At 72.5% G+C, this 19,922-nt stretch carries 17 protein-coding genes; 3 read left to right on the top strand and 14 right to left on the bottom strand.

What is annotated here, in order from left to right; all coding sequences use genetic code 11:
• Nucleotides 1–4: 4 nt before the first annotated feature.
• Nucleotides 5–1,609, bottom strand: a complete 1,605-nt coding sequence (locus ACFV9T_RS29600) for a protein kinase (RefSeq protein ID WP_385445495.1) — start codon at nt 1,607–1,609, stop codon at nt 5–7.
• Between the two features lie 312 nt (nt 1,610–1,921).
• On the opposite strand from ACFV9T_RS29600, the gene ACFV9T_RS29595 reads away from it, so the two are divergent.
• On the top strand, nt 1,922–3,592 hold the full coding sequence (locus ACFV9T_RS29595) for a protein kinase (RefSeq protein ID WP_385445494.1): 1,671 nt from the start codon (nt 1,922–1,924) through the stop codon (nt 3,590–3,592).
• Nucleotides 3,593–3,696: 104 nt separating this feature from the next.
• Here ACFV9T_RS29595 and ACFV9T_RS29590 read toward each other — a convergent pair whose 3' ends face one another.
• The 9 genes from ACFV9T_RS29590 to pdhA form a co-directional block, all read right to left on the bottom strand.
• On the bottom strand, nt 3,697–4,263 hold the full coding sequence (locus ACFV9T_RS29590; RefSeq protein ID WP_385445493.1) for a bacterial proteasome activator family protein: 567 nt from the start codon (nt 4,261–4,263) through the stop codon (nt 3,697–3,699).
• Between the two features lie 81 nt (nt 4,264–4,344).
• The gene (locus ACFV9T_RS29585; protein WP_385445492.1) at nt 4,345–4,800 is read right to left on the bottom strand and encodes a hypothetical protein; all 456 of its coding nucleotides are present in this window, start codon (nt 4,798–4,800) and stop codon (nt 4,345–4,347) included.
• Between the two features lie 120 nt (nt 4,801–4,920).
• Nucleotides 4,921–5,898 carry an NAD(P)H-quinone oxidoreductase gene (locus ACFV9T_RS29580; protein ID WP_385445491.1) on the bottom strand — a complete coding sequence of 326 codons (978 nt, stop codon included), beginning with the start codon at nt 5,896–5,898 and terminating at the stop codon, nt 4,921–4,923.
• Nucleotides 5,899–5,959: 61 nt separating this feature from the next.
• Nucleotides 5,960–7,018, bottom strand: a complete 1,059-nt coding sequence (locus ACFV9T_RS29575) for a potassium channel family protein (RefSeq protein ID WP_385445490.1) — start codon at nt 7,016–7,018, stop codon at nt 5,960–5,962.
• Nucleotides 7,015–8,829 carry a molybdopterin molybdotransferase MoeA gene (locus ACFV9T_RS29570; RefSeq protein ID WP_385445489.1) on the bottom strand — a complete coding sequence of 605 codons (1,815 nt, stop codon included), beginning with the start codon at nt 8,827–8,829 and terminating at the stop codon, nt 7,015–7,017. Before ACFV9T_RS29570 ends, ACFV9T_RS29575 begins: the two co-directional genes overlap by 4 nt.
• Complete coding sequence (locus tag ACFV9T_RS29565; protein WP_385445488.1) at nt 8,826–9,644, bottom strand: NTP transferase domain-containing protein; 819 nt, start codon at nt 9,642–9,644, stop codon at nt 8,826–8,828. The genes ACFV9T_RS29570 and ACFV9T_RS29565 overlap by 4 nt, the downstream gene beginning before the upstream one ends.
• Before the next feature lie 16 nt (nt 9,645–9,660).
• Nucleotides 9,661–10,995 (bottom strand): dihydrolipoamide acetyltransferase family protein, encoded by a 1,335-nt coding sequence (locus tag ACFV9T_RS29560; protein ID WP_385445487.1) that lies wholly within the window; start codon nt 10,993–10,995, stop codon nt 9,661–9,663.
• Nucleotides 10,995–12,029, bottom strand: coding sequence for an alpha-ketoacid dehydrogenase subunit beta (locus ACFV9T_RS29555; RefSeq protein WP_385445486.1), 1,035 nt, complete (start codon nt 12,027–12,029; stop codon nt 10,995–10,997). Before ACFV9T_RS29555 ends, ACFV9T_RS29560 begins: the two co-directional genes overlap by 1 nt.
• A complete protein-coding gene (pdhA, locus tag ACFV9T_RS29550; RefSeq protein WP_385445485.1) occupies nt 12,026–13,153 on the bottom strand; it encodes a pyruvate dehydrogenase (acetyl-transferring) E1 component subunit alpha in 1,128 nt (375 codons plus the stop codon). The genes ACFV9T_RS29555 and pdhA overlap by 4 nt, the downstream gene beginning before the upstream one ends.
• 180 nt (nt 13,154–13,333) lie before the next feature.
• On the opposite strand from pdhA, the gene ACFV9T_RS29545 reads away from it, so the two are divergent.
• Nucleotides 13,334–13,822, top strand: a complete 489-nt coding sequence (locus ACFV9T_RS29545; RefSeq protein ID WP_385445484.1) for an Lrp/AsnC family transcriptional regulator — start codon at nt 13,334–13,336, stop codon at nt 13,820–13,822.
• On the opposite strand, the gene ACFV9T_RS29540 is transcribed toward ACFV9T_RS29545, so the two are convergent.
• Nucleotides 13,819–14,427, bottom strand: coding sequence for a TetR/AcrR family transcriptional regulator (locus ACFV9T_RS29540; protein WP_385445483.1), 609 nt, complete (start codon nt 14,425–14,427; stop codon nt 13,819–13,821). The genes ACFV9T_RS29545 and ACFV9T_RS29540 overlap by 4 nt on opposite strands.
• A 2-nt stretch (nt 14,428–14,429) precedes the next feature.
• Nucleotides 14,430–16,022 (bottom strand): 3-hydroxyacyl-CoA dehydrogenase, encoded by a 1,593-nt coding sequence (locus tag ACFV9T_RS29535; protein WP_385445482.1) that lies wholly within the window; start codon nt 16,020–16,022, stop codon nt 14,430–14,432.
• A 134-nt stretch (nt 16,023–16,156) separates the two neighbouring features.
• Here ACFV9T_RS29535 and paaN point away from each other — a divergent pair, with 134 nt between their 5' ends.
• Nucleotides 16,157–17,878, top strand: a complete 1,722-nt coding sequence (paaN, locus tag ACFV9T_RS29530) for a phenylacetic acid degradation protein PaaN (RefSeq protein ID WP_385445481.1) — start codon at nt 16,157–16,159, stop codon at nt 17,876–17,878.
• On the opposite strand, the gene ACFV9T_RS29525 is transcribed toward paaN, so the two are convergent.
• On the bottom strand, nt 17,875–18,960 hold the full coding sequence (locus ACFV9T_RS29525) for an IS630 family transposase (protein ID WP_385445480.1): 1,086 nt from the start codon (nt 18,958–18,960) through the stop codon (nt 17,875–17,877). The genes paaN and ACFV9T_RS29525 overlap by 4 nt on opposite strands.
• A 104-nt stretch (nt 18,961–19,064) precedes the next feature.
• Entirely contained in the window at nt 19,065–19,838 is a 774-nt protein-coding gene (locus ACFV9T_RS29520) for a TrmH family RNA methyltransferase (RefSeq protein WP_385445479.1), read from the bottom strand.
• Nucleotides 19,839–19,922 lie beyond the last annotated feature (84 nt).

Here is a 19,922-nt window from a genome sequence, read left to right as displayed (position 1 = left end):
CGGATCAGGGAAGGTCGCTGGCCGGGGGGTCGACGGTCGGCTCGCCGTCGCCACCGTCGTCCGGCGGCGTCGTCGGATCGTCGCCCTCGTCGGGCGGCGTGGTCGGGCCGCCGCTGCCGTCGCCCGGCGTGGTCTGCGGGTCCGTCGGGAGGCCGGTCGGGCCGCTGGTCGGCTCGTTCGGGTACCCCGGGTTGCTGGGCTGGCCGGTGTACGACGGGCCGGTCGGGTCCTGGGACGGGGTGTAGTCGCCGGTGCCGCCGGTGGAGTCGTCGGTCTCCGGGGCCTCCGTCGTCTCCTCCGTGGGCTCCTCGCTCGGCTCCTTGCTTTCCTTCTGCTGGGTCGCCGACGGGTTCTTGGTCGGCTGCTTGCCCTTGTCACCGCCGCCGCCGAGGTCCAGCGCGAACGCCACCCCGACCGCCACGGCGATCACCGCGAGCGCCGCGACCAGCCACATCTTGCCGCGGCCACCCCGGCGGCCCCGGCCGGAGCCCCCGCCGTAACCACCGTCGTAGCCGCCCCCGGCGTTCCCCCCGCCGGGCGCGACCATCGGCTGCTGCGATGTCTGGCCGTGGTCCGGATGCGGCATCGCGGTCGTCCCCGCCATGCCCATCGCACCCGTGGAACCGCCGAGGTGCTGGGTGACCGGGCCGGTGTTCCACACACCGGTGTGGCCGCCCGCCTCCTGGAGCATCTGCAGCGCGTACTGGACGAGTCCGCGCATCTCCTCGGCGCTCTGGAACCGGTCGTCCGGGTCCTTCGCGAGCGAGCGCATCACCAGACCGTCCAGCTCCGGCGGAACCTGCCCGCCCGAAATTTCGGACGGTGGCACCGGATTGTCCTGAACGTGCTGATAAACGACCGAAAGAGGAGTCTCACCGGTGAACGGCGGGCGCAGCGCGAGCAGTTCGTAGAGCAGACACCCGGTCGCGTACAGGTCGGAACGGTGGTCCACGGCCTTGCCGAGCGCCTGCTCGGGCGAGAGGTACTGCGGGGTGCCCATGACCATGCCGGTCTGGGTCATGGTGGACTGCGCGCCATGCAGGGCACGGGCGATGCCGAAGTCCATGACCTTGACCGCGCCGCTCTTGGTGATGATCACGTTCGCGGGCTTGATGTCACGGTGCACGATGCCGTGCTGATGGCTGTAGGCGAGCGCCTCCAGCACCCCCGAGACGATGATCAGCGCCTGCTCCGGCGGCGGCGCCTCGGCGTTCAGCAGCAGGTCGCGGATGGTGTGACCCTCGACCAGCTCCATCACGATGTAGGGGACGGTGTTCGGCCCGACGACGTCCTCGCCGGAGTCGTACACCGCGACGACCGCGTGGTGGTTCAGCCCCGCGACGGACTGTGCCTCGCGGGTGAAGCGGGCCTTGGACACCGGGTCCTCGGCCAGGTCGGCGCGGAGCAGCTTCACCGCGACCGTTCTGCCGAGCCGGACGTCCTCGGCGGCGAAGACCTCCGCCATGCCGCCTCGGCCCAGGCGACCGGTGAGACGGTAACGGCCATCGCCGACCAGCCCACCATTTCCCCACGCCTCGGGCACATCAGACATTCCGGACCCGGTAGCGTCAGGTTCGGAGGGCCCCTGGGCGCTCTGGGTCTGTGCCATCGGTCCTCGCCGTCTCGGTCTAGGTGGGGGTCTGGTCAAGATCGCCCCGCCCGCGGGCGGTACGGTTCCTGCTAGGCACGCTACAGCCTTCGCGCCGCGCATCGGTTCGTGATGGACCGGCCATCAAACCTGTTGACGGTGAAGTGTTGCAAATCGCGTGACGGGTTCTTGAGCATCCGGTCACGGAACGGGCACGTGGCTTGACGTGTCCGTGGCCTGGGGCAGACTTGGCCACGATATCGGGAACACGAAGATCATGGCGTCGAAACGTGCGGGTCCGGGCGGTGAGTGCGCCGAGGGGGATGCAAGAACATGAGCCAGCACGGCGCTCCGGGCCGTTACCAGGGCAGCTCCCTGGCCGGCGGCCGTTACCAATTGCGGGACCTGCTCGGCGAAGGCGGCATGGCATCCGTGCACCTCGCGTACGACTCCGTGCTGGACCGCCAGGTAGCGATCAAGACGCTGCACACGGAGCTGGGCCGCGAGCAGTCCTTCCGTGAGCGCTTCCGCCGCGAGGCCCAGGCCGTGGCCAAGCTCACGCACACCAATATCGTCTCGGTCTACGACACCGGCGAAGATTCGATCGACGGCGCGCTCATGCCGTACATCGTCATGGAGTACGTCGAGGGACTTCCGCTGCGTTCCGCGCTCGACGCCGACGTCCGGCAATACGGCGCGATGCCGACGGAAAAAGCGCTGAAAATCACCAGTGATGTTCTGGCGGCGCTGGAGATCAGCCACGAAATGGGGCTGGTTCACCGCGACATCAAGCCCGGTAACGTGATGATGACCAAGCGTAATGTGGTCAAAGTCATGGACTTCGGCATCGCCCGCGCCATGCAGTCCGGGGTCACCTCCATGACCCAGACCGGCATGGTCGTCGGCACCCCGCAGTACCTCTCGCCCGAGCAGGCGCTGGGCCGTGGCGTGGACGCCCGCAGCGACCTGTACTCGGTCGGCATCATGCTGTTCGAGCTGCTGACCGGGCGTCTCCCCTTCGACGCCGACTCGCCGCTCGCCATCGCGTACGCGCACGTCCAGGAGGAGCCGGTCACGCCCTCCTCGATCAACCAGTCCATCCCGCCCGCGGTGGACGCGCTGGTCGCCCGCGCCCTGAAGAAGAACCCGAACGAGCGCTTCCCCACCGCCGAGGCCATGCGCGACGAGATCGCCCGCGTCTCGCGCAGCGGCCAGACCGGCGCCTCCCCGATCATCATCAGCGGCGGCCCGCCCTCCGTCAGCGGCTCCGGCGTCGGCGCGGCGGTCTTCCCGCCCGTCGACCAGCAGACCCCCGGCCCGGGCGGCGTCCAGACGCCGTACCAGCCGCAGCCCGGCTCGGGGCAGTACGGCGCCTTCGGCCCGTCCACCCCGCCGCCGCCCACCCATCCGGTGGGCCAGCCGGTGGGCCAGCAGCCGTACGGCACGCCCCCGTCCCCGTACCAGGGCGGCCACGGGCCGAGCACCCCGCCGCCGTACTCGATCTCGCCCACGCCCTCGCCGGGCCCGGGTTCTTCCGGCGGCGGTGGCGGCAACAAGCGCGTGATCATCGGCTCCGCCGTGGTGGCCGCGATCGCGGTCCTCGGCGTCATCCTGGTCATCGCCCTCAACGGCCCCAATGACGGCAAGAAGGACGAGAGCAAGGGCGGCGGCGAGAAGAAGGCCTCCGCCTCCGCGTCCCAGACGGCCGCCGCGGGTTTCCGCATGGGCGACAAGACGAAGACGATCGACCCGGCCAAGTGCACGGACGCGTACGAGGACTCGGACGAGAAGGGCACCTACAGCGTGCCCGACTTCCAGAACCTCTACGTGGACTCGGTGAAGAAGTGCATCCGGGCCGCGGGGTGGAAGTACCGCGTCACGTCCCAGGACGAGAACCTGTGGGGCAAGGGCACGGTCCTCAACTACACATACCGCAACTACGAGCCGTACAACCCGGACACGGACACCATCGAGCTGACGGTCTCCACCGGGAACCCGGGCTGAGAGCCCTTCTCGTGAGCATAGAGGCGTAGCCGGACCGCTTCGGTCCGGCTACGCCTCTTCGGCTATCGGTACGTCGCTATCGGTACGTCGCTATCGGTACGTCGCTACAGGTACGGGCCCGAGCGGGCGCCGCCGTGCTCCGGGCCCATGCCCTGGCCCTCCTCGCCGCCGCTGACGCCCGGGGGCAGCGCCCTGCGCATCTGCTCCAGCTGGGCGCGGGCCGCCATCTGCTGGGCGAACAGCGTCGTCTGGATGCCGTGGAACAGCCCCTCCAGCCAGCCGACCAACTGCGCCTGGGCGATGCGCAGTTCGGCCTCGGTCGGGACCGACTCCTCCGTAAAGGGCAGCGACAGCCGCTCCAGCTCCCCGATCAGCTCGGGGGCGAGACCGTCCTCCAGCTCCTTGACCGAACTGGAGTGGATCTCCTTGAGACGCGCGCGGCTCGCCTCGTCGAGGGGTGCGGCGCGGACCTCCTCCAGCAGCTGCTTGATCATGCTTCCGATCCGCATGACCTTCGCGGGCTGTTCGACCATGTCCGTCACGGGAACCTCGCGCGACTCGTCGTCACCACTGCCATCGCCAGGAGTGAGACCGCCGAGCGCCATGCCGTCCGGACCGACGACCAGGACGTGCGGGCTCTCCTGCGATCGTTCGTTCATCGGCTGGTTCATACCCCCATTGTTCCGCACCGGCACCTCGGAGGGAGGCTGTGGGTCGCCTCAGGCCGCGCGGACCCCGGCCCAGCGCCTGCCTCAGTGGCGCCGCAGCCGCAGCCCGAGGAAGGCCAGCCCGAGCCCCAGCCCGGCCAGCGCCAGCCCGGTACCCAGCGGCAGCACCCGCGTCGCCCGGCTACCGGGCGCGGCGGCGGTCCGCTCGGTGCCGTACGGACGATCATCCTGGGGCGGCTCGTCCGCTCCGCGCCGCTCCTGCTCAGGGGGGAGCCGGAGCGAGGACGGCGTCCAGTCCGGGACCAGCGACATGCGCCGGTCCGTCTGGTCCCGCCCGCCGCCCGTTGCGGACGGGCTGTGCGGTGTGTCGTCCGGTGAGGGGGTGGGCGCCGCGGACCGGCCGGGGTGGGACCGGCCCTCCCCGGCGCGGGTGCCCGCGAGGTCGCCGTCGTCGGCGCGCGCCACCGCGTGCGGGGCGGCCAGCAGCGCGGCGCCCGCCAGCAGGGCCGCGGCGGGCAGGGTACGGAGTACGGGGTCCACGGTCGTCGCCCTCCCGTGCCGGGCGGTTGGCTCGGGCGCCCGACGGGATGAGCGTCACATGGCGGGGCGTACGGGGCATTCCGGGCGCGCCCGAACAGGCCACGCCCGGAACCCTTCGGTTCAGAGCGTCAGCAGGACCTTGCCCACGTGCCCGCTGGAATCGAGCAGCCGGTGCGCCTCGGCGGCGTCCCGCATCGGGAACGTACGGTCCACGATCGCGCGGACCCGGCCGCTGCCGATCAGCGGCCAGATGTGCTCCCGTACCGCCGCGACGATCGCCGCCTTCTCGCCCAGCGAGCGGCCGCGCAGCCCGGCGGCCGTCACCGCGCCGCTCTTGCCCAGCAGCTTGACCAGGTTCAGCTCCGCCTTCGCCCCGCCCTGCAGGCCGATGATCGCCAGCCGTCCGTTGGTGGCCAGCGCGTCCACGTTCCGGTCCAGGTACTTCGCCCCGACGATGTCCAGGATGACGTCCGCCCCGGCGCCGTCCGTGGCCGTCCGGATCTCCTCCACGAAGTCCTGCTCGCGGTAGTTGATCAGCACGTCGGCGCCCAGCTCGCGGCAGGCCGCCAGCTTCTCCGCCGACCCGGCCGTGACCGCCACCCGCGCCCCGGCCGCCTTCGCGAGCTGGATGGCCATGGTGCCGATACCGCTCGACCCGCCGTGCACCAACAGCGTCTCGCCCGGCCGGAGGTGGGCGATCATGAAGACGTTCGACCATACGGTCGCGGTCACTTCGGGCAGCCCGGCGGCGGTGACGAGGTCGACGCCGTCCGGCACCGGCAGCAGCTGCCCGGCCGGGACCGCCACCTTCCCGGCGTACCCGCCGCCCGCCAGCAGCGCGCACACCTCGTCGCCCACCGCCCAGCCGCTGACGCCCGGGCCCAGCTCCACGATCCGGCCCGAGCACTCCAGACCGGGGTACGCGGGGGCGCCGGGCGGCGGCGGATAGTGGCCCTGCCGCTGCATCAGATCGGCGCGGTTGACGCCACTGGCCACGACCTCGACCAGGACCTCCCCCTCGCCGGGCGTGGGGTCGGGCACCTCGGTCCACTGGAGTGCGTCGGGGCCGCCGGGTTCAGGAATGGTGATCGCATGCATGGCCGCGAGGCTACTCCTGGGGCGCCGCTACTCCTGGGGCGTCGCTACTCCTGGGGCGTCGCTACTCCTGGGGCGTCGGCGCGCGAACGATGGTGATCAGCCGGTCGGCGGCCTGCAGCGGGCTCGCGTCGGGGTCGTCGTACGCGAGCAGCCGGTGCCCACGCCGTACGGACACCACGAGGTCCTCCGTATCCCGCACCGACCTGCCCACCTCGGCCTTCACCACCGTGCGCTCCACCAGGTCCAGACCGCTGCCCTGCTGGATCAGGTCCTCGATCACCGCGCCCGCGGTCGGCGACTGCACGCTCAGCCCCAGCAGCCGTCCCGCCGCGCTCGCGCTCGTGATCACCGCGTCGGCGCCCGACTGGCGCAGCAGCGGCGCGTTCTCCTCCTCGCGCACCGCCGCCACGATGTTCGCGGACTTGTTGATCTGCCGCGCGGTCAGCGTGACCAGCACCGCCGTATCGTCCCGCTGGGTCGCGATCACGAACTGGCGGGCCCGCTGCGCCTCCGCCCGCAGCAGCACATCGCTGCGGGTCGCGTCCCCCACGACGCCCACGTACCCCTCCGAGGTCGCGGACTCGATCACCTTGTGGTTCGGATCGACCACGACCACCCGCCCCTTGGGCAGCCCGCCCGCGATGAGCGTCTGGACGGCGGACCGTCCCTTGGTGCCGAAGCCGATGACGACGGTGTGATCGCGCAAGGCGGACCTCCAGCGGTTCAGGCGGTATTGCTCGCGGGTGCGCTCGGCGAGGACTTCGAGGGTGGTGCCGACCAGGATGATCAGGAACAGCACGCGCAGCGGGGTGACCAGCAGGATGTTGGTGAGCCGCGCGCTGTCGCTGTGCGGGACGATGTCGCCGTAGCCGGTCGTGGACAGCGTCACGGTGGAGTAGTAGACGGAGTCGAGGAAGTCGACGTTGTCGTCGGCGTTGTCGTGGTAGCCGCTGCGGTCCATGTAGACGATCAGGACCGTCAGGACGAGGACGAGCAGCGCCAGCAGCAGTCGGCGGAGCACCTGGCGCAGCGGGCCGTCCGGGTAGCGCGGCAGGTGGACACGGTGGCCGGTGTCCTCGGGTGGCGTACGGGCCGCCGCGTCATGACTGGGCAGCTTCACGCGTGGCCCTCCTGGGTGCGTATGCCATCGTCGTCCTCCTGCTGGCTTCTGCCGCCGCTGGTCCTGCTGTTCTCGCTGTTCTCGCCGGTCCCGGCGTTCCCGGCGTTCCCGGCCGACCAGGGCAGTTCCAGCACCTCGACCGCCGCGCCGCGCGCGGCCCCGCCCGGCGGGATCACCGCGAGACCGTCCGCGACGGCGACGCCGCGCAGCATGGCCGGACCGCTGAAGCGCAGCGGCCGCGCCTCGTCGTACTCGTCGTACCGGAACGCCACCGGCACCAGCCGGGTGTCCTGCGGATGCCCGCTCACCGCCTCGGCCAGCGACGCCGGGTGGCGCTCGGGCGCGGGGCGGCCCGTCAGCGTCCGCAGCAGCGGCTCCGCGAGCGTCAGCAGCCCCGATACGGCGGCCAGCGGATTGCCCGGCAGGCCGACCAGATGCCGCTCGGGCCCGAGGCGGGCCAGCAGCATCGGATGGCCCGGCCGCACCTCCACCCCGTCCACCAGCAGCTCGGCCCCCAGCCGGTGCAGCGTGGGGTGCACATGGTCCACCGGGCCCGCGGCCGTGCCCCCGGTCGTCACGATCAGGTCCACCGGTGATCCCTGGATCGCCGCGTACAGCGCGTCCGCCTCGTCGGTGATCCGGCGGGTGCCCGTCACCTCCGCGCCCAGCGCCCGCAGCCACGGCCCCAGCATGGGCCCCAGCGCGTCCCGGATGGCGCCCTCGCGGGGCAGCCCTCGGTGCAGCAGCTCGTCCCCGAGGACCAGCACCTCCACGCGCGGCCTGCGCACGGTCGCCACCTCGTCGTACCCGGCGGCGGCCGCGAGCCCCAGCACGGCGGGGGTGACCCGGGTGCCCGCGGGCAGCAGCTGATCGCCGCTGCGGCACTCCTGGCCACGGGGGCGGATGTCCTGCCCGAAGCCGACCGGCCGGGGGGCGTTCGCCGCGTGCAGCCAGCCGTCCCCGGTGTCCGTTCCGTACTCCGTGCGCAGCACGGCGGTGGCGCCGGGCGGGATGCGGGCGCCAGTGGCGATCCGCACCGCGTGCCCGTCGGAGAGCGGCTCGACGGCACCGGTCCCGGCCAGGATCCCGCGCCCGGCCCTGCCGCTCGCGGTGAGCCGCCAGGGGCCGGGCCCGGCCAGGGCCCAGCCGTCCATGGCGGACGTGTCGAACGGCGGCAGGTCGGTCAGCGCGGTGAGGGGTTCGGCGAGGACGTGGCCGAGCGCGTCGTCCAGCCGACGCGGGACGGGCCTGGCCGTGGCGGGGGCTCGGGCGGCTCGGGCGGCGATGCGGCGGGCGTCTGGCCAGGCAGTCAGGGGAGCCTCGGGTTTGTCGGGTGCGGGGGCGGGTGGGTGCGCGTCGGGTGCGTTGTCGGGTGCGGGGGCGAGGCCTCCGGGACGAGGGTCCTGGACCGTATTTTTACGGCGCCGGGAGCCCTCAGGCGCGGAGTCATCCGGAAGTCCACGGCGCCACAAATACACGTCAGCGTCCAGGACCCCCGCCCCTGCGACCCCGCCCCCTCCCGGGTACGGCGGCTCTCCCTCCGGTGGCCCCGACTGAGGACGCTGGAGGCTGGGTGGTGGCCAGCCCAGCTCCTCGTCGGGTTCGTCCACCGGCGATGTCGGGTGGTCGGAGGCGCCGTGGCGGATCGTGCGCGCCACGCTCGGCGGGGGCCAGCCCAGCTCGGGGTCCGGCACGTCCGGCGGCGGCGATGCCCGTTGGGCGGTGGCCTGCTCGTTGGCCAGGGCCAGGGCCTCGTCCACCTGACGGTCGAGCTTGTTCACGTCCCCGGAACGGGGGTCCCGCCGGGTCATTCCTCGTCAGCCCAACGCGCCGCCAGGGCCGCCGCCTTGCGGCTGGCGTCGGCCAGGGCCTCGGGGCCGCCGCCCTGCTGCCCGGCGGCGTAGCCGACGAGGAACGTGGTCAGCGGGGCGGCGGGCCGGGCGACACCGTGCGCGGCGTCCCGGGCCAGGTCGAGGAGGGCGGCGGTGTCGACGTCGAGGTCGATTCCGAGTTCCGCTTTGACTGCGGCAATCCATTCTTCCAGCACCCGTCCATGCTCCCTGATCCGCGCACGGGCGGTGGTGATGTCCTCCCAGGTGTCGCAGTCGAAGGACGCGGTGGCGTGGGGGATGTGGTGGAGGTTCAGCTCGGTGGTGAGCAACCGGAGCGGCAGCCCGCCGAGGCCGCCGTGCTCGGCGGCGAGCAGGGCGATCTCACGCCGCAGCGGTTCGGCGCGGTAGGCGGCGACGAGGGGCTGCTCGCGCCCGTCGGGGTCGGTGAGCACGGCGCCGTCGGCCTGTCCGAGCCCGGCGAGCAGGGTCCGCACGGTCTCCCCGGTGAGGAACGGCAGGTCGGCGGAGAGCAGCAGGACCACGGGGGCGGTGGTCCCCCGTACGCCCGCGTCGACGGCCGCGACCGGCCCGCCCCCCGGCGGCTCCTCCCGCGCCCACCGCACGGGCCGTACGGTGGGTCGGCGCGGGCCGACGACGACGGTCTGCCCGGCTCCCCGGCAGGCGCCCAGCACCCGGTCCAGCAGGGCCCGTCCGCCCACGCGCAGCGCGGGCTTGTCCACGCCGCCGAGCCGCCGGGCGGCACCCCCGGCAAGGATCACCGCGTCATACGTCACCCTCCGAGTATGGCCGCTACAACCCCCGCAGCAGCACGGAGGGCTGCTCGACGCAGTCCGCCACGTACCGCAGGAACCCGCCTGCCGTCCCGCCGTCGCACACCCGGTGGTCGAAGGTGAACGACAGCTGCACGACGTGGCGCACCGCCAGTTCGCCGTGGTGCACCCACGGTTTCGGGGCGATGCGGCCGACGCCGAGCATGGCCGCCTCGGGGTGGTTGATGATCGGCGTGGAGCCGTCGACCCCGAACACGCCGTAGTTGTTGAGCGTGAACGTGCCGCCCGTGAGGTCGGCCGGGGTCAGGGCGCCCGCTCGCGCGGCCTCGGTCAGGCGCCCTATCTCGGCGGCCAGCCCCTCGACGCTGCGGGTATGGGCGTCACGGACGACGGGGACGACGAGACCACGGTCGGTCTGCGCCGCGAAGCCGAGGTGCACACCGCTGAGTTTGACCACTTCGCGGCGTTCCATGTCCACCGTGGAATTGAGGTCGGGGAAGCGCGCGAGGGCGGCCGTGCAGATGCGGGCCAGCAGGGCGAGCACGGAGATCTTGGGACCGCCGGTGGCGTTCATGGCGGTGCGGGCGGCGAGCAGTTCGGTCGCGTCGGCGTCCACCCAGCAGGTCGCGTCGGGGATCTCGCGGCGGCTGCGGGCGAGCTTGTCGGCCACGGCTCCCCGCACCCCGCGCAGGGGGACGCGCTCCCCGTGCTCCTCGCTCACCGTCTCCGCCGTGCCGGTGCCGGGAATGGGGATGGCCCGCTCGACGTCGGCACGCAGAATCAGGCCCTCCGGGCCGGAGCCCACCAGCTGCCGCAGGTCGATGCCGTGCTGCCGGGCCAGCCGCCGGACCAGGGGAGAGATCACCGGGATGGGACTTTCCACGGTCTTGGTCACCACCTCCCCGTTGGCGGACGCGGGGGCGGGTCCGTTGGCGGGTCCTTGGGCAGTCCGCACCCGGCGGCGCCGTGCGGCGGGGGCGCCCGTGCCGTATCCGACGAGCACATTGCCGGACCCCTCGGCGGAACCGCTCACCGCACTCCGCTCACCGGCAGACGCGGAGTCGTCCGAGCCGGAAGCGGAACCGCCCTCATCTGGTCCACCGGACACACCGGAAGACGCCACGGTCAGCAGGGGCGCGCCCACCGGCAGCTCCGTGCCCTCCTCGCCGAAGCGCGCGGTCACCACCCCGGCATACGGGCACGGCACGTCCACCATGGCCTTCGCGGTCTCGACCTCCACGACCGGCTGGTCGACCGCGACGACGTCGCCGACCTCGACCAGCCACCGCACGATCTCGGCCCCGGTGAGCCCCTCCCCCAGGTCGGGCAGCGTGAACTCCCGCACGACGGCCATCAGACCCTGCTCCCCTCGGTCCACTCCGACTCCCACTGCAACCGGGCGACGGCGTCCAGCACCCGGTCCACGCCGGGCAGATGGTGCCGCTCCAGCATCGGCGGCGGATACGGGATGTCGAACCCGGCGACCCGCAGCACCGGCGCCTCCAGGTGGTGGAAGCACCGCTCGGTGACGCGGGCGGCGATCTCGCCGCCGGGGCCGCCGAAACCGGCGGCCTCGTGGACCACGACCGCCCGGCCGGTGCGGCGCACGGAGGCGCACACGGTGTCGTCGTCGAAGGGGACCAGCGAGCGCAGGTCCACGACCTCCAGGTACCAGCCCTCGGCCCGTGCCGCCTCGGCGGCTTCGAGACAGACCGGGACGGAGGGCCCGTACGAGATCAGGGTGGCGCTCCGGCCCCCGGTCCCGGTGTGGTGCACCACCGCCCGCCCGATCGGCGGGACCTCGGCGGGGCGCTCGGGGTCCCAGTCGGACTTGGACCAGTACAGCCGCTTGGGTTCGAGGAAGACGACCGGATCGTCGGAGGCGATGGCGGCCCGCAGCAGCCCGTACGCGTCGGCGACGGTCGCCGGGGCGACCACATGGAGGCCGGGGGTGGCCATGTAGTACGCCTCGGAGGAGTCGCTGTGGTGCTCGACGCCGCCGATGCCGCCGCCGTACGGCACCCGCACGGTCAGCGGCAGCGACACCGCGCCCCTGGTGCGGTTGCGCATGCGGGAGACATGGCTGACCAGCTGCTCGAAGGAGGGGTAGGCGAAGGCGTCGAACTGCATCTCGACCACGGGCCGCAGCCCGTACATCGCCATGCCGACGGCGGTGCCCAGGATGCCCGCCTCCGCCAGCGGCGTGTCCGTACAGCGGTCGTCGCCGAACTCCTCGGCGAGCCCGCTGGTGATCCGGAAGACGCCGCCCAGGGTGCCGACGTCCTCGCCGAGGACATGGACGGCCGGGTCGGCGGCCATGGCGTCGCGCAGCGCCCGGCCGAGGGCCTGCGCCATGGTGGCGGGCTTGCGGTCGATGGCGGTGGTCATCGCTCCCCCTCGGCGTCCAGCTCGGCCCGCAGCTGCGCGGCCTGCTCCCGCAGCTGACCGGTCTTCTCGGCGTAGACGTGCTCGAACAGCTCCAGGGGGTCGAGGACCGGATCCTGGTGCATGCGGGTGCGCAGATCGGCGGCCAGCCGCTCCGCCGAGTCGCGCACGGCCTGGACACCCTTGTCGTCCAGCAGCCCCCGGTCCCGCATGGCCCCCTCCAGGAGCGCGATCGGGTCGTGCTCGCGCCAGGCCTCGACCTCGGCGTCGGAGCGGTAGCGGGTGGCGTCGTCGGCGTTGGTGTGGGCGTCGACCCGGTAGGTGACGGCCTCGACCAGGGTGGGGCCGCCACCGCCCCGGGCCCGGCGGACCGCCTCGCCGAGGACATGGTGCACGGCGGCCGCGTCGTTGCCGTCGACGAGGCGGCCGGGCATCCCGTAGCCGACCGCCTTGTGGGCCAGGGAGGGGGCGGCGGTCTGCTTGGCGAGCGGGACGGAGATCGCGAAGCCGTTGTTCTGGATCAGGAAGACGACCGGGGCCTGCCAGACGGCCGCGAAGTTGAGCGCCTCGTGGAAGTCGCCCTCGCTGGTGCCGCCGTCACCCACCAGGGCGAGCGCCACGACGTCGTCGCCCTTGAGGCGCGCGGCGTGGGCCAGGCCCACCGCGTGCGGCAGCTGGGTGGCCAGCGGGGTGCTCAGCGGGGCGACCCGGTGCTCCCGGGGGTCGTAGCCCGAGTGCCAGTCGCCGCGCAGCAGGGTGAGGGCCTGGACGGGGTCGAGCCCCCGGACGACGGCGGCCAGGGTGTCGCGGTAGCTGGGAAAGAGCCAGTCCCGCTCCTCAAGCACCAGCCCGGCGGCCACCTGGCACGCCTCCTGCCCGGTCGAGGAGGGGTAGACGGCCAGGCGGCCCTGCCGGGTGAGGGCCGTGGCCTGGACGTTGTACCGGCGGCCGTGGACCAGCTCCCGGTGGAGCCGGGTCAGCAGGTCGGGGTCGAGGTCGGCGGCGGCGGAGGTGCCCAGCATGCGGTACGGCTCGGGGTCGGGCAGCAGCGGTGCGGCGTCGGTGCGGGGCCGCCAGGCGGGCGGGGGAGTGGGGCGGTAGGCGCCGGGCTGCTCTAGGACCGTCATGACACGACCTCCTGGGCGGGCAGACTGCTGGAGGGCGGGCGTGCCGTGCGACATCGCCCTCACCTACCGATTGTTCGGTCGTTGACGCATTTTGGCTACAGGCGGCCTGAGCCTGTGGACAAACGGTTCTCCACAGCCTGAGATGAAAACAGGACGTCCATGAAGGGGAGGCAGGGCGGTATGCAGGGCGAACAGATGGCCAATCCGGACGGCAAACCTCCCGCGCGCCCGCTGGACCCCATCGACCGCGACATCCTGCGGCTGCTCCGGACGGACGGACGCGCCTCCATACGCTCGGTGGCCGAGCAGGTGCACGTCTCGCGCGCCAACGCCTACGCGCGGATCAACCGGCTCCTGGACGACGGGGTGATCCGGGGCTTCAGCGCCCGGGTGGACCAGGAGCGGGCCGGGCAGGGGGCGTCCGCGTACATCACGCTGAAGATCGTGCAGAACTCCTGGCGCACCGTGCGCGAACAGCTCAGGCTGCTGCCGGGAGCGGCGCACATCGCCCTGGTCAGCGGGGATTTCGATGTGCTGCTGCTGGTGCACACCGAGGACAACCGCTCGCTGCGCGAGCTGGTCCTCACCCGGATCCAGGCCATACCGGAGGTGCTGAGCACCCGCACCCTGCTGGTCTTCGAGGAAACGGACCTGGACCCCGAGGTCTAGGGGGTGGCCTGGTCCCCGGGGACGCGCAGGCCCGCGAAGGCCGTACGGACCACGGCCTCGGCCACCTCGTCGGCGCCCGCGGCCCCGCCCCGGCCCGGCCGGTACCACTCCACAATGGAGTTGATCATGCCGAAGAGCAGCCGGGTCGCCAGCCGCGCGTCCACGTCGGCGCGCAGATCGCCGTCGGCGGCCGCCCGCTTGAGCAGGGCGGCGACCTCGTGGTCGAACTCCCTCCGGCGCTCCATGGCCCACCGCTCGGTGTCCGTGTTGCCGCGCACGCGCAGCAGCAGCGTGACGTACGGCAGCTCCTCCATCAGCACCTCGGCGGTGCGCCGGGTCACGTACTCCAGCCGTCCGATCGCCCGGCCGTCGCGCGCGCCCGGCTCCTGGAGGATGCCGAACAGCCCGTCCAGCGCACGGCTTATGGCCCGCTTGAGCAGCTCTTCCTTGCCCTTGACGTGGTGGTAGATCGACGACTTGGAGATCCCGGCGGCGCGGGAGAGATGCTCCATGGAGGTGCCGTCGTACCCGCGCTCGTTGAACACCTCCACGGCGACCGCGAGCAGCGATTCGGGCGTATAGGTGTCGCGCTTGGCCATGGTCATGATTAGAGCAGCTTTCCTTGGGTGGCAGCACGCCGGATCAGGGCCTGGGAGGGGGCGTAGCGGCCGGTGGGCCAGGCGTTGTGGAGGTTCTCCAGGACATCACGCACCCAGGCGGCGCCGAGCTGGTCCCCCCAGTGCAGCGGGCCGTGCGGATAGTTGACGCCGGTGCGCATGGCGGTGTCGATGTCCCCGGCGCTCGCCACGCCACGGGCGACGGCGTCAGCGGCGAAGTCCACGAGCATCGCGACGGTGCGGGCCACGATCATGCCGGGGAGGTCTTCCACCACGCTCACCTGCTTGCCGAGCGCCTGGAAGAGCCCCGTCGCGGCCGCGATGGCCTCCGGCGCGGCGGTCGCGGAGGGGGCGAGGGCGATGCGGGTGGCGGCGCGGTAATCCTGCGCCAGGTCGAACCGGATGCCGGGAGCGGACGGGTCCGTGGTGGCGGCGGAGCCGTCGGTCAGGGACAGCCGGGTGCCATCGGGCAGCGCGAGGAATCCCCCTTCCCCGGCTGCCGCCCCGGGCTCCGGTTTCACGTGAAACGTCCTCCCCCGCCGTTTCGGTACGGGGGCCGGGGACCGGACCAGCGCGATGCCCGCCTCTTCTATGAGAGGGACGAGCCCGGCGGCGGGGCCCAGGTCCCCATGGAGGGCGATCTTCGCGGGGGCCTCGCACGGCTCGGCGGTGTGCGGGCGGGGGCGCGGCGCTTCGTCGGCGTGGTCGTACCAGCCACGGCCGGTCTTGCGCCCGTGGAGCCCGGCGTCGACCAGGCGGCGCTGGGCGAGGGACGGGGTGAATTTCGGATCGTGGAACAGCGATTCCCAGACGGATCGGGTGACGGCCTCGTTCACGTCCTGGCCGATGAGGTCGGTCAGCTCGAAAGGGCCCATCCGGAAGCCGCCGGACTCACGCAGCACGGCGTCGATGGTGGCGGGGTCGGCGCCGCCCTCCTCGTACAGCCGGAAGGCCTCGGCGTAGAAGGGGCGGGCGATCCGGTTGACGATGAACCCGGGGGTGTCGGCGCAGCGCACCGGGGTCTTGCCCCACGCGGCGACGGTGTCGTACGCGCGGTCGGCGGCGGCCCGGTCGGTGGCGAAGCCGCGGACGACCTCGACCAGCGGCAGCACCGGGGCCGGGTTGAAGAAGTGGAGGCCGATGAGGCGGCCCGGGCAGCGGAGGGCGCCCGCGACGGCCGTGACGGAGAGGGAGGAGGTGTTGGTGGCGAGCAGACAGCGGTCGGAGACGACGGTTTCGAGAGCGGTGAACAGCTGCTGCTTGGCGCCCAGTTCCTCCAGGATGGCCTCGATGGCCAGCTCGGTGTCGGCGAGGTCGGCGAGCCGGTCGACGGGGGCGAGGCGGCCGAGGGCGGCGTCGCGGTCGGCGGCGGCGAGGGTGCCCTTGGCGACCAGCCTGCCGAGGCGGTCCGCGATGGCGTCCGCCGCCTGGGCGGCACGGCCGGGCGCGGCGTCATAGAGCCGCACCGGGTGCCCGGCGGCCAGCGCCACCTGGGCGATTCCCTGGCCCATGGTGCCGGTGCCGACGACGGCTACGGTGCTGGTGCGCGGAAGCCCACGGTCGCTGGTGCCGCTCGCAGTCATACGGCTGATCCTTTTCGACGAAGTTATCCACAGGTCCGCCAGGCCCTCTTGTCCCGACCGATCGTTCGGTTAATCTAACTCTGTCGCCACTTCCAGCCCAGCTCAATCCCAGCTCGACGAGGAGTTGGTCAGCCGTGACCGCCGGACTCACCACAGACCAGTTGACGAAGACGCACCGTCCCACCCTCGACCAGGCCCTGGAGGCGATCCGTACCCGCGCCTATTGGTCCCCGCACCCCGAGCATCCGAAGGCGTACGGCGGGGAGGGCCAGGGCGGGCGCCCGAGCCTGAGCCTCGCCGAGGGCCAGACCGCCTTCGAGGCGCTGCGCGGCACGCGCCTGGAGCTGGACCAGCCGGGCACCGACGGCTGGACGGGCTCCGAGGTCTCGCCGTACGGGGCCGAGATGGGCATGGAGTATCCGCATCCGGATCTCGATGTGCTGCTTCCTGCCATGCGGGCGGGGATGCCCGCCTGGCGGGATGCCGGACCCGAGGCGCGGGCCATGGTGTGCCTGGAGATCCTGGCCCGGATCAGCGCCCGCTCGCATGAGTTCGCGCAGGCGGTCATGCACACCAGCGGGCAGGCCTACATGATGGCGTTCCAGGCGGGCGGCCCGCACGCCCAGGACCGCGGCCTGGAGGCGGTGGCGTACGCGTTCGCGGAGCAGACGCGCACGCCGGGCGCCGCCGACTGGTCCAAGCCGCAGGGCAAGCGCGATCCGCTGGAGCTGCGCAAGACCTTCACCGCCGTCCCGCGCGGCATCGCCCTGCTGATCGGCTGCAACACGTTCCCCACGTGGAACGGGTACCCGGGCCTGTTCGCCTCGCTGGCCACCGGCAACCCGGTGCTGGTCAAGCCACATCCGCAGGCGGTGCTGCCTCTCGCGCTGACGGTCCAGGTGGCGCGCGAGGTGCTGCGGGAGGCGGGCTTCGACCCCAACCTGGTGGCGCTGGCCGCCGAGCGGCCGGACGAGGGCATCGCCAAGGTCCTCGCCGTGCGCCCCGAGATCCGGATCATCGACTACACGGGCTCGACCGCCTTCGGCGACTGGCTGGAGGCCCACGCCCGGCAGGCCCAGGTCTTCACGGAGAAGGCCGGGGTCAACACCGTCGTCATCGACTCCACCGACGACTACAAGGGCATGCTGGCCAACCTGGCGTTCTCGCTCTCGCTCTACAGCGGCCAGATGTGCACCACCCCGCAGAATCTGCTGATCCCCCGCGAGGGCATCGCCACGGACGCCGGACCCAAGTCGTATGACGAGGTGGTGGCCGACCTGGCGGCCGCGGTCGACGGGCTGCTGGGCGACGACGCCCGGGCGAGCGCGCTGCTCGGCGCGATCGTGGGCCCGCGGGTGCGGGAGCGGCTGGAGGCCGCCCCCGGGCTCGGCGCGGTCGCCCTCGCCTCCCGCGAGGTGACCCACCCCGAATTCCCCGGCGCCACGGTGCGTACGCCGCTGATGGTGAAGGCGGACGGGGCGCGGAAGTTCTGGGAGGGGGCGGACGCGGACGCGCCCTATCTCTCCGAATGCTTCGGCCCGGTGTCCTTCGCCGTCGCGGTCGACTCGGCGGCCGACGCGGTCGCCCTGCTGCGCCGCACCACCCGGGACAAGGGCGCGATGACGGTCGGCGCGTACACGACCTCGCCGGAGGTGGAGCGGCTGATCGAGGAGGCCTGTCTGGAGGAGTGCGCCCAGCTGTCGCTGAACCTGACCGGCGGGGTGTATGTGAACCAGACCGCGGCCTTCTCGGACTTCCACGGTTCGGGCGGCAACCCCTCGGCCAACGCCGCGCTGTGCGACGGGGCGTTCGTGGCGAACCGCTTCCGCGTGGTGGAGGTGCGCCGCCCCGCCTAGTGAGCCGGTCCGGAGATTCTGTCGCAGTAGCGGCAGACGCGGTCGATGATCTGGTCGGCGGTCTTGGTCCACTTGAAGGGCTTGGCGCTGGTGTTCCAGACCTTGATCCAGTTCTCCAGCGCGGTCTTCAGGTCGTCGAGTGAGCAGAACACGCCGCGTTCCAGGCAGCGCCGTTCCAGTTCGGCGAACCACCGCTCCACCTGGTTGATCCGGGACGAGTAGGTGGGGGTGAAGTGCAACTGGACGTGAGGGTGCGCGACCAGCCACCGGTGGACCACGGGCGCCTTGTGCGTGGAGAGGTTGTCGCAGATCACGTGGATCGCCAGGCCAGGTCCGGTCTGGCGATCGATCTCGTCGAGGAAGTCGCGGAAGTCCACCGCCCGGTGCCGCGCGGACAGCTTGCCGATCACCTTGCCGGTGGCGGTGTTCAGCGCGGCGAACAGGTCCACGGTGCCGTGCCGGACGTAGTCGAAACTGCGCCGCTCGGGAGTGCCCGGCACCATGGGCAACACCGGTGCGGTCCGTTCCAGGGCCTGGATCTGCGGTTTCTCGTCCACCGCGAAGACCGCCGCGTTCGCCGGCGGCGCCAGATACAGGCCCACTACGTCGCGGATCTTGTCGATCAGCAGTGGGTCCGGGGAGACCTTGAAGGTCTCCGTCCGCCAGGGCTGCAGGCCGAACGCGTGCCAGATGCGCAGCACGCTTGTGGGTGAGATGCCCACCCGCCGGGCCAGTTCCCGTTTCGACCAGTGTGCGGCCCTCTCGGGTGTCTCCTCCAGGGTGCGCACCACCACCTCCTCCACCTGGGCGTCGGTGATGGTGCGCGGCACGCCCGGGCGCGGATCGTCGCTCAGGCCGTCAAGCCGGTCGCGCAGAACCCTGGTCCGCCACCGGCGGACTGTCGACCGATCGGTATCCAGCCGCGCGGCCACCGCGGTGTTACTCCAGTCCTGGGCACAGGCCAGCACGATCCGCGCCCGTTTCGCCAGGCCCTGCGCGGTCGTCCGCCGCGTGGCCCATCCCTGCAGCATCAGCCGCTCGGCCTCGGATAACACCAGCGGCTCCAGCCTGCTGTCCCCCATACCGGCCAGCAGACCGCACACCACCAGACCCTGTCACCACCCAGACCCATGATCTGAAACAGAACACGACTCACGTGGCGAAACGAGATCTCACGACCGGCTCACTAGGCGGGGTCCTTCGGGGGCGCGGCGGGTCCTCCCCAGTGGAACAGGGCCATGGCCACGCTGGTGGCCAGGTTGTAGCTGGACACCTGAGGCCGCATGGGGAGGGCCACCAGCCGGGTGGCCCGCTCGCGCAGCTCCGGCGACAGCCCGTGCCGCTCGGAGCCGAAGGCCAGCAGCGCGTCATCGGGTATGACCAGGGACCGGATGTCCTCCCCCTCCGCGTCTAGGGCGTACAGCGGCCCCGGCGGAAGGGCGTCGGCCGCCAGCCGTTCGACGGCGGTGGCGAAGTGGAGGCCCGCACCCGAGCGCACCGCGTTCGGGTGCCAGGGGTCGATGTCCCCGGTGGTCACCACCCCCGAGGCCCCGAAACCGGCGGCGAGCCGGACCACGGCGCCGACGTTCCCGAGGTTGCGGGGGTTGTCCAGGACGACGACCGGCGCGGGCCTCCCCGGCCGCGCCAGGGCGTCCAGATTCCCCTGCCGCCCGCGCCGGACCGCCAGCGCGGCGACCCGGGTGGGGTGCACCCGGGGGACGAGGGCGCGCAGGGCCTGGTCGTCCACCTCCACCAGCAGGTCCGCGATCACCGCGGTGAGGTCACCGGCCAGCTCGGCCGCCAGCTCCATCGCGGCGGCCTTGTCACTGGTGACCGCTACCCGCACCTCGGCACCGAAGCGGAGCGCATGCTTCAGCGCATGGAAGCCGTCGAGCAGCACGGTCTCGGGGGCCGTCTCGCGCCACTGCCGCACGGCCCTCGTGGCCTGGTCCTCAGTCATCCCCTCAGCGTACGAGGGCCAGGGGCGGTGACCAGGCGCTTCACCGGTGATCCGGGGGCGGGCGGGGGGGGGGGGGCCGGGGGG

It is taken from the genome of Streptomyces sp. NPDC059850, assembly GCF_042731515.1.
Classification (GTDB): domain Bacteria; phylum Actinomycetota; class Actinomycetes; order Streptomycetales; family Streptomycetaceae; genus Streptomyces.
This window is presented reverse-complemented; position numbering and strand designations above follow the sequence as displayed.

Coding starts and splice junctions, on each gene's coding strand:
- ACFV9T_RS29600 (WP_385445495.1), bottom strand. CDS start 1,609: ATGGCACAGACCCAGAGCGCCCAGGGGCCCTCCGAACCTGACGCTACC.
- ACFV9T_RS29595 (WP_385445494.1), top strand. CDS start 1,922: ATGAGCCAGCACGGCGCTCCGGGCCGTTACCAGGGCAGCTCCCTGGCC.
- ACFV9T_RS29590 (WP_385445493.1), bottom strand. CDS start 4,263: ATGAACCAGCCGATGAACGAACGATCGCAGGAGAGCCCGCACGTCCTG.
- ACFV9T_RS29580 (WP_385445491.1), bottom strand. CDS start 5,898: ATGCATGCGATCACCATTCCTGAACCCGGCGGCCCCGACGCACTCCAG.
- ACFV9T_RS29570 (WP_385445489.1), bottom strand. CDS start 8,829: ATGACCCGGCGGGACCCCCGTTCCGGGGACGTGAACAAGCTCGACCGT.
- ACFV9T_RS29560 (WP_385445487.1), bottom strand. CDS start 10,995: ATGGCCGTCGTGCGGGAGTTCACGCTGCCCGACCTGGGGGAGGGGCTC.
- ACFV9T_RS29555 (WP_385445486.1), bottom strand. CDS start 12,029: ATGACCACCGCCATCGACCGCAAGCCCGCCACCATGGCGCAGGCCCTC.
- pdhA (WP_385445485.1), bottom strand. CDS start 13,153: ATGACGGTCCTAGAGCAGCCCGGCGCCTACCGCCCCACTCCCCCGCCC.
- ACFV9T_RS29545 (WP_385445484.1), top strand. CDS start 13,334: ATGCAGGGCGAACAGATGGCCAATCCGGACGGCAAACCTCCCGCGCGC.
- ACFV9T_RS29540 (WP_385445483.1), bottom strand. CDS start 14,427: ATGACCATGGCCAAGCGCGACACCTATACGCCCGAATCGCTGCTCGCG.
- ACFV9T_RS29535 (WP_385445482.1), bottom strand. CDS start 16,022: ATGACTGCGAGCGGCACCAGCGACCGTGGGCTTCCGCGCACCAGCACC.
- ACFV9T_RS29525 (WP_385445480.1), bottom strand. CDS start 18,960: ATGGGGGACAGCAGGCTGGAGCCGCTGGTGTTATCCGAGGCCGAGCGG.
- ACFV9T_RS29520 (WP_385445479.1), bottom strand. CDS start 19,838: ATGACTGAGGACCAGGCCACGAGGGCCGTGCGGCAGTGGCGCGAGACG.